The organism is Burkholderia sp. HAN2018 (genome assembly GCF_024704855.1).
In the GTDB taxonomy this organism is placed as follows: Bacteria; Pseudomonadota; Gammaproteobacteria; order Burkholderiales; family Burkholderiaceae; genus Burkholderia; species Burkholderia cepacia.
The window spans coordinates 122,917-131,236 of sequence record NZ_QOBB01000040.1 but is presented as its reverse complement, the minus strand read 5'-3'; the positions used below and the strand labels follow the sequence as shown (position 1 = coordinate 131,236).

Here is an 8,320-nt window from a genome sequence, read left to right as displayed (position 1 = left end):
CAGCGATGCCCGTGCGCGCCGGCCCGGCGCCGCGTGCGTCGTCGGATCCATGCGGCGCGGATTCGCGCCATCCGAGCTGAGCGAGAAAAACATGTCCACAGCGTCACACGCCATCACGCAGGAATCGAAATTCCGCACCGTGTTCCGCGTCGTCAGCGGCAACTTCCTGGAAATGTACGACTTCATGGTCTACGGCTATTACGCGTCGGCCATCGCGAAAACCTACTTTCCGAGCGGCAACGCATTCGCGTCGCTGATGCTGTCGCTGTCGGTGTTCGGCGCGGGCTTCCTGATGCGCCCGGTCGGCGCGATCGTGCTCGGTGCGTACATCGACCACCACGGCCGGCGCAAGGGGCTGATCCTGACACTCGGGCTGATGGCGCTCGGCACGCTCACGGTGGCCGCGATACCCGGCTACGCGACGATCGGCGTGCTCGCGCCGGTGCTCGTGCTGCTCGGCCGGCTGCTGCAGGGCTTTTCGGCGGGCGTCGAACTCGGCGGCGTGTCGGTCTACCTGTCGGAGATCGCGACGAAGGGCCACAAGGGGTTCTATACGTCGTGGCAGTCGGGCAGCCAGCAGGTGGCCGTGGTGTTCGCCGCGTTCGTCGGCGTGCTGCTCAACCGTGCGCTGCCGGTCGAGGAGATGACCGCGTGGGGTTGGCGCATTCCGTTCCTGATCGGCTGCCTGATCGTGCCGTTCCTGTTCCTGATCCGGCGTTCGCTGAAGGAGACCGACGAGTTCCTCGCGAAGCGTCATCGTCCGACGATGGGCGAGATCATGCGTTCGATGCTCGACAACTGGGGCGTCGTGGTGGCGGGCATGGGGATGGTGATCATGACGACGGTGTCGTTCTACATGATCACCGCCTATACGCCGACGTTCGGCAAGGAAGTGCTGCACCTGTCGTCGCTCGACGCGCTCGTCGTGACCGTCTGCGTGGGGATTTCCAATCTCGTGTGGCTGCCGCTGTCCGGTGCGTTGTCCGACCGCATCGGTCGCCGCCCGGTGCTGATTGCGTTTACCGTGCTGACGCTGCTGTCGGCTTACCCGGCCGTGCTGTGGCTCGTCGGCGATCCGTCGTTCCTGCGGCTGCTCGCGGTCGAGCTGTGGCTGTCATTCCTGTATGCGTCGTATAACGGCGCAATGGTCGTCGCGCTGACCGAAGTGATGCCGGCCGACGTGCGCACGGCCGGTTTCTCGCTGGCATACAGCCTGGCGACGACGATCGGCGGCTTCACGCCCGCGATCTCGACGCTGCTGATTCATCAGACCGGCAACAAGGCCGCGCCGGGGCTGTGGCTGAGCGTTGCCGCGATTTGCGGGCTGATCGCGACACTCGTGCTGTATCGCACGCCCGAGGCTCGCAACCAGTACAAGGCGGCCTGACGGACAAGCGCATGCCGCGCGGCGCCGGCCGCACGCGTCGCATGGAAAAAGGGAGCCCGGGTGAACGGCGCTCCCTTTTTTCGTTCGCGTTCAGGCTTCGCGCAGCATGCCGGCGACTGCTGCCGCCACGTCGAGCCATTGCCCCGGTGCGGGCTGGCGGGCGAGCCTGGCCTGCGGATACCACGGGCAGTCGTCGCCGGTGAACCAGCGCCAGTCGGGCGCGAACGGCAGCATGACCCACAGTGGCTTGCCGAGCGCGCCGGCGAGATGCGCGACCGCGGTATCGATCGTGACGACGCCGTCGAGCCGCTCGATCAGCGCGGCCGTGTCGGCAAAATCTTTCAACCGGCCGTCGAGCCGGTGCACGCGCGGATGCGCGTCGACGCGCGCGCGTTCGTCCTCGTCGAGTGCGGGTTGCAGCACGATCCAGTCGATATCCGGCAGTGCGAGCAGCGGCGCGAGCGCGTCGAACGGCATCGAGCGGTTTTCCTGCGCCTGCCGGCGCCCCGACCATGCGAGCCCGAACTTGCGCTTCGACTGCCCGCCGAGCGAGCCGCGAAAGCGCCTGCCGGCGCCGTCGGGGGCGTCGAGGTAGCGCGAGCCCGCGACGATGTCCTCCGCCTGAAGCCCGAGCAGGAACGGCAAGCTCATCAGCGTGCAGGCGACATCCGCGGCAGGCGGTTTCGCGGTGCCCTGTGCGACGAGGGTCACGCGCCAGCGCGCGGCCGCCGGCGCCAGCAGCGTAACGAGTTCCGGCTGGACTTCGAGCACGACGCGCGCGCAGCGCGCGCGGGCGAGCGGCACGAAGCGGACGAACTGCAGCGTGTCGCCGAAGCCCTGTTCCGCGCGGATCAGCAGCGTACGCGACGCAATCGGTTCGCCTTGCCAGCGCGGCAGCGTGCCGAGCGGCGTCGCGCCCGGCGAGTCGTGGCGCGCTTCATAGGCGGGCAGGCCGCGCGTGAAGTCGCCGAGCGTCAGCAGCGTGACCGCGCGGTGCAGCCGTGCCAGCGTGAGATCGGGGGCGACACGCAGCGCCTGGTCGAACGCGCGCAGCGCCATCTCGTGCGCACCGAGCGCGTGATGTGCGTTGCCGAGGTTCAGCCAGGCCAGGCTGAACGACGGATCGAGACCGACCGCTCGCTCGTAGAAGGGCAGCGCGTCGCGGTGGCGCGCCTGCGCGCTCAGTGCGTTCGCGAGCCCGAACAGCGCGAGCGGAAACGGCGGATGCAGCGCGAGCGCGGCTTCGAACGCGGCGGCGGCCTCGGCATGCCGGCCGACCGCGTCGAACGTGTTGCCGAGATTGAAGTGCGCGGCGACGAAGCGCGGCTGCGCGGCGATCGCGGCCTGGAAGTGCGCGATCGCATCGTCGGCGCGGCCCATCGCGTTCAGCGCCATCGCGAGGTTGTTGTGCGCCCCCGCATGCCCCGGCCGCAACTCGAGCGCGCGATGGAACGCGGCGAGCGCGTCGTCGTGGCGGCCGAGCGCGTTCAGCGCGTTGCCGAGATTGTTGTGGATCGATGCATCGTCGGGCGTGAGCCGCAGCGCGCGGCCGAATGCGTCGATCGCATCGTCGTGGCGCTGCAGCGCCGCATACGCGTTGCCGAGGTTGTAGTGCGCGAGCGGAAATTCGGGCGCGAGCGTCAGCGCGTTGCGAAAGCGGTCGACCGCTTCGTCGAGCCGGCCGAGCGCTTTCAGCGCGTTGCCGAGATTGAGCTGCAGCGCGGCATCGTCCGGACGCAGCGCGACGGCGCGGCCGACGAGGTCGGCCGCCTCGGCGTGCTGGCCCTGCTGGTGCCGCAGCACGCCGAACAGATGCAGCGCGTCGGCGTTGGCGGGATCGGAGGCGAGCGCGTTGCGATAGCCGTGCTCGGCCTCGGCGAGGCGGCCTGCGCGGTGTGCGGCATACGCTCGGTCGAATGCGGTATCCATGACGCGAAAACTGACGGAAAGGGCGTATTTTCCCACACCGCGCGGCGCCGCCGCGCGTCGACCGATCGGCATATGGCCCCGTCACGTGGAGCGGCGTAGACTTGCAGGATCGCGTGTCATCGAGGTTCTCATGGCTGACACACTGCCCGATATCCGGCCCGTGCTGATCGTCGGTGCGGGGCCGACCGGCCTTGCCGCGGCGATGAGCCTCGCGCGAGCCCGCGTGCCGGTGCGCATCATCGATCGGCTTGCCGCGCCCGCGCCGCATTCGCGCGCGATCGGCATCCAGGCGCGCACGCTCGAACTGCTGGAGCAGCACCGCGCGGTCGAACCGTTTCTCGCGCTCGGCCATCGTGCGCATGCAGCCGCGCTCCATGCCGACGGCCGCGTGATCGCGCGGCTCGATTTCGATCCGCTGCACACGCGCTATCCGTACCTGCTGTTTCTCGACCAGACCGTCACCGAGCGCCTGCTCGCCGAGCATCTGGCCCGGCTCGGCGTGACGGTCGAACGCGGCGCGACGCTGACCGCATGCGATGCGGGCGGCGCGTCGCTCGACGTGTCGATCCGCCGCGCCGACGGTCGTGACGAATCGTTCGCGCCGTCGTACCTGATCGCCGCCGACGGCGCGCACAGCACGGTCAGGCATCTGCTCGGCCTGGGCTTCACCGGGCAGGCGTTCGAGCAGACGTTCCTGCTCGCCGATTTCGCGGCGATACCCGACTGGCCGGACGAAGAGATCCACCTGTTCGCGACGCCCGAAGGCATGGCCGGCCTGTTTCCGATGGGCGGCGGCCGTTACCGGCTCGTGGCCGACCGGCCGCCCGGCAGCGACGCGTCGTCCGATGCGCCGGTCCCGTCGCTCGCGGAATGCGACGCGATCGTGCGTGCCCGTGCCGGCGCGTCGATCTCGCCGAGCGATCTCGCGTGGTCGTCCTATTTTCATCTGCACAGCCGGATGGTCGACCGGCTGCGTCACGGCCGCGTGTTCTTCGCGGGCGACGCCGCGCACGTCCACAGCCCGGCCGGCGCGCAGGGCATGAACACTGGCATCCAGGAAGCGTTCAATCTTGGCTGGAAGCTCGCGCGCGTGCTCGGCGCGGGCACACCCGAGCGGCTTCTCGACACGTATCACGCGGAACGTCATCCGATCGAGCGCGACGTGTTGCGGCAGACCGGTTTCGTCACGCAGGTCGTCGAGGCCGAGCGCGGCGCGATGAAGCTGCTGCGCGATCACGTCGTGCCGCTGCTGGCGTCGTTCGGGCCGATGCGCGACGCGGTGCGGCGTACGGTCAGCGAACTCGGCGTGCAGTACCGGAAGAGCCCGCTCACGCTGGAGCGCGTGCTCGACGGCGGGCCGCGCGCCGGTGAGCGGGCACCCGATGCATACGTGCGCGTGGTCGACGGGCCGCTCGGTCAGGCGCCCGGCACGGCGCGGCTATACGACCTGCACGATCCGGCGAGCTTCACGTTGCTGCTGCTGGAAGAACCGCCGGATGCCGACGCCGGCGCCGGCGCGTTGCCGCCGATACCGGCCGATGCGCAGGTGCTCGCGCAGGGGCTCGAACGGATCATGCCGGACGCGGTGCGCGTCTGGCGCGTCACCGATGCCGAAGGCGGGGATGCCGGGCTCGCGCAGGAATACGGCCGCTCGCGGCCGTCGTTTTACCTGCTCCGGCCCGACGGTTACGTGGCCGCGCGCGGGCGCACGGCGACCGACGCGAACGCGTTGCTGCGCCACTGCGAAAGCTGGTTCGCGGGCATGTCGCGGCCCGCGTAGCGGGGCGGTCAGGCCTTTGCCGCGGCAGGCACGAGGGACGCGCGGTGCGCGGCGATCGCGTCGCGCACGATCGGTGCCGCGCGTTGCGCGGCCTCGCATGACGGATCGTCGAGCGCCGCGAGAAGCGCACGGCGCATCCGCGGCTCCCAGAAGCGCCGGATATGGTCGGCGATGCCGGCCAGCGCCTCGTCGCGATCGGGCATCGATTCGAAGAATGCGCCGATCTGGTTGGCCATGTCGATCAGGTGTCCGTTGTCCATCGCTTCCTCACTTGCCCGTGGTCTCGCCGGCGGTCGCGGCCGCACGGCGCTCGAGCAGATCGAGCTGCTCGGCGTTGAAGCGTGCGTAGGCTTTCTGCCAGTCGGACGGCTGCGCGACGGGCAGCACCTGGACGGCCGTCACCTTGTACTCGGGGCAGTTCGTCGCCCAGTCCGAGCTGTCCGTCGTGATCACGTTCGCACCCGATTCGGGGAAGTGGAACGTCGTATAGACGACGCCCGGCTGCATGCGTTCGGTCACGAGCGCGCGCAGCACCGTCTGCCCCGCGCGCGACTCGATGCCGACCCAGTCGCCGCTGCGGATCCCGCGATCCTGCGCGTCGTGCGGGTGGATCTCGAGGCGATCCTCCTCGTGCCAGCGGACGTTCTCGGTGCGGCGCGTCTGTGCGCCGACGTTGTATTGCGACAGGATGCGACCCGTCGTCAGGATCAGCGGATAACGCTGCGTGACCTTCTCCGGCGACGCGATGAACTGCGTGATCACGAACTTGCCCTTGCCGCGCACGAATGCGTCGATGTGCATCGTCGGCGTGCCTTCCGGTGCGTGCTCGTTGCACGGCCACTGGATGCTGCCGAGCGCGTCGAGCTTCGCGTACGACACGCCCGAGAACGTCGGCGTGAGTCGCGCGATCTCGTCCATGATTTCCGACGGATGCGCATAGTCCATCTCGTAGCCGAGCGCGCGCGACAGCATCAGGGTGACTTCCCAGTCCGCGTAGCCCGCGAGCGGCGGCATCACCTTGCGCACGCGCGAGATGCGGCGTTCCGCGTTCGTGAACGTGCCGTCCTTCTCGAGGAACGACGAGCCGGGCAGCAGCACGTGCGCGTATTTCGCGGTCTCGTTCAGGAAAATGTCCTGCACGACGATGCACTCCATGGCCGACAGTGCGGCCGCGACGTGCTGCGTATTCGGGTCCGACTGGACGATGTCCTCGCCCTGGCAGTAGAGCCCCTTGAAGCTGCCGTCGAGCGCCGCGTCGAACATGTTCGGGATGCGCAGCCCCGGTTCGGGTTGCAGCGTGGCCGACCACGCCTGTTCGAACTGCGTGCGCACGATCGTGTCGCTGATGTGCCGGTAGCCGGGCAGCTCGTGCGGGAACGAGCCCATGTCGCACGAACCCTGCACGTTGTTCTGGCCGCGCAGTGGATTGACGCCGACGCCTTCGCGGCCGACGTTGCCGGTCGCCATCGCGAGGTTCGCGATGCCCATCACCGTCGTCGAGCCCTGCGCGTGCTCGGTCACGCCCAGCCCGTAGTAGATCGCGGCATTGCCGCCCGTCGCATAGAGGCGCGCGGCTTCACGGACCCGTTCCGCCGGCACGCCCGTCACGTCGGCGGTCGCCTCGGGAGAGTTGTCGGCACGCGATACGAATTCGCGCCACTGTTCGAATGCGCGCGTCTCGCAGCGCTCGGCGACGAACGCGTCGTCGACGAGCCCCTCGGTGACGATCACGTGCGCGAGTGCGTTGACGATCGCGACGTTGGTGCCGGGGCGCAGCTGCAGATGGTGGGTGGCCTTCACGTGCGGGCCGTCGACGACGTCGATGCGGCGCGGGTCGATCACGATCAGCTTCGCACCCTCGCGCACGCGCCGCTTCAGCCGCGAGCCGAACACCGGGTGCCCGTCGGTCGGGTTCGCGCCCATCACGACGATCACGTCGGCCTGGCCGACCGACGCGAACGTCTGCGTGCCGGCCGATTCGCCGAGCGTCGTCTTGAGGCCGTAGCCCGTCGGCGAGTGGCACACGCGTGCGCAGGTGTCGACGTTGTTGTTGCCGAATGCGGCGCGCACCAGTTTCTGCACGAGGTAGGTTTCCTCGTTCGTGCAGCGCGACGACGTGATGCCGCCGATCGAGTCGCGGCCGTACTTCTGCTGCAGCTTGCGGAATTGCGTTGCCGCGTAGGTGAGTGCTTCGTCCCAGCTGACTTCGCGCCACGGGTCGGTGATCTTCTCGCGGATCATCGGCTTCGTGATGCGGTCCTTGTGCGTCGCGTAGCCCCATGCGAAGCGTCCCTTCACGCACGCATGGCCTTCGTTCGCGAGGCCGTTCTTGTGCGGCGTCATGCGCACGACCTGCGTGCCCTTCATCTCGGCCTTGAACGAGCAGCCGACGCCGCAGTACGCGCAGGTCGTGACGACGGAGTGTTCCGCCTGGCCGAGTTGCACGACCGTTTTTTCCTGCAGCGTGGCGGTCGGGCAGGCGGCGACGCATGCGCCGCACGATACGCATTCCGACGCCATGAACGATTCGCTTTCGCCGGCGGCGACGCGCGATTCGAAGCCGCGTGCGGCGATCGTCAGCGCGAACGTGCTTTGCGTTTCCTCGCAGGCGCGCACGCAGCGGTTGCAGACGATGCACTTCGACGGGTCGTACGTGAAGTACGGGTTCGACTCGTCCTTGCGGTCTTTCAGGTGATTCGCGCCGTCGAAGCCGTAGCGCACTTCGCGCAGCCCGACGACGCCCGCCATGTCCTGCAACTCGCAGTCGCCGTTGGCGGGGCAGGTGAGGCAGTCGAGCGGATGGTCGGAGATGTACAGCTCCATCACGTTGCGACGCAGCGACTGCAGCCGGTCCGACTGCGTGCGCACCTTCATGCCCGCTTCGGCCGGCGTCGTGCACGAGGCGGGATAACCTCGCCGGCCTTCGATCTCGACGAGGCACAGCCGGCACGAGCCGAACGGTTCGAGCGAATCGGTCGCGCAGAGCTTCGGGACGTTGACGCCGGCTTCGATCGCCGCGCGCATCACCGACGTGCCGGCCGGCACGGTGACCGGCTGGCCGTCGATTTCGAGCGTGACGTCGGTATCGGCATGCCGTTGCGGCGTGCCGTAGTCGGTATCGTCGAACGGATCGCGGGCACGCGCTTGCGCGGCGCTCTTGCACGCGCATTGGCCCGAGCCGCAGCCGCCTTGGCGGACGTTGTTCGTGTCGAGGGACATGCAGG

5 protein-coding genes are annotated in these 8,320 nt (G+C 68.9%); 2 read left to right on the top strand and 3 right to left on the bottom strand.

Annotated features, from left to right (window positions below):
* Window positions 1-91 precede the first annotated feature (91 nt).
* Entirely contained in the window at window positions 92-1,387 is a 1,296-nt protein-coding gene (locus DPV74_RS13505) for an MFS transporter (protein WP_059695985.1), read from the top strand.
* Window positions 1,388-1,477: 90 nt separating this feature from the next.
* On the opposite strand, the gene DPV74_RS13500 is transcribed toward DPV74_RS13505, so the two are convergent.
* Window positions 1,478-3,388 carry a tetratricopeptide repeat protein gene (locus DPV74_RS13500; RefSeq protein ID WP_119337365.1) on the bottom strand — a complete coding sequence of 637 codons (1,911 nt, stop codon included), beginning with the start codon at window positions 3,386-3,388 and terminating at the stop codon, window positions 1,478-1,480.
* Between the two features lie 58 nt (window positions 3,389-3,446).
* Between DPV74_RS13500 and DPV74_RS13495 the strand changes: the two genes are divergently transcribed.
* Complete coding sequence (locus DPV74_RS13495) at window positions 3,447-5,096, top strand: FAD-dependent monooxygenase (protein ID WP_119337364.1); 1,650 nt, start codon at window positions 3,447-3,449, stop codon at window positions 5,094-5,096.
* Window positions 5,097-5,104: 8 nt separating this feature from the next.
* Here DPV74_RS13495 and DPV74_RS13490 read toward each other — a convergent pair whose 3' ends face one another.
* Complete coding sequence (locus tag DPV74_RS13490; RefSeq protein ID WP_027788075.1) at window positions 5,105-5,356, bottom strand: formate dehydrogenase subunit delta; 252 nt, start codon at window positions 5,354-5,356, stop codon at window positions 5,105-5,107.
* Between the two features lie 7 nt (window positions 5,357-5,363).
* Complete coding sequence (fdhF, locus tag DPV74_RS13485) at window positions 5,364-8,315, bottom strand: formate dehydrogenase subunit alpha (protein WP_119337363.1); 2,952 nt, start codon at window positions 8,313-8,315, stop codon at window positions 5,364-5,366.
* Window positions 8,316-8,320: the final 5 nt, after the last annotated feature.

What these genes read in the sequence shown, in the direction of transcription:
- DPV74_RS13505 (WP_059695985.1), top strand. Translation starts at nt 92, where the DNA reads ATGTCCACAGCGTCACACGCCATCACGCAGGAATCGAAATTCCGCACC.
- DPV74_RS13500 (WP_119337365.1), bottom strand. Translation starts at nt 3,388, where the DNA reads ATGCCGATCGGTCGACGCGCGGCGGCGCCGCGCGGTGTGGGAAAATAC.
- DPV74_RS13495 (WP_119337364.1), top strand. Translation starts at nt 3,447, where the DNA reads ATGGCTGACACACTGCCCGATATCCGGCCCGTGCTGATCGTCGGTGCG.
- DPV74_RS13490 (WP_027788075.1), bottom strand. Translation starts at nt 5,356, where the DNA reads ATGGACAACGGACACCTGATCGACATGGCCAACCAGATCGGCGCATTC.
- fdhF (WP_119337363.1), bottom strand. Translation starts at nt 8,315, where the DNA reads ATGTCCCTCGACACGAACAACGTCCGCCAAGGCGGCTGCGGCTCGGGC.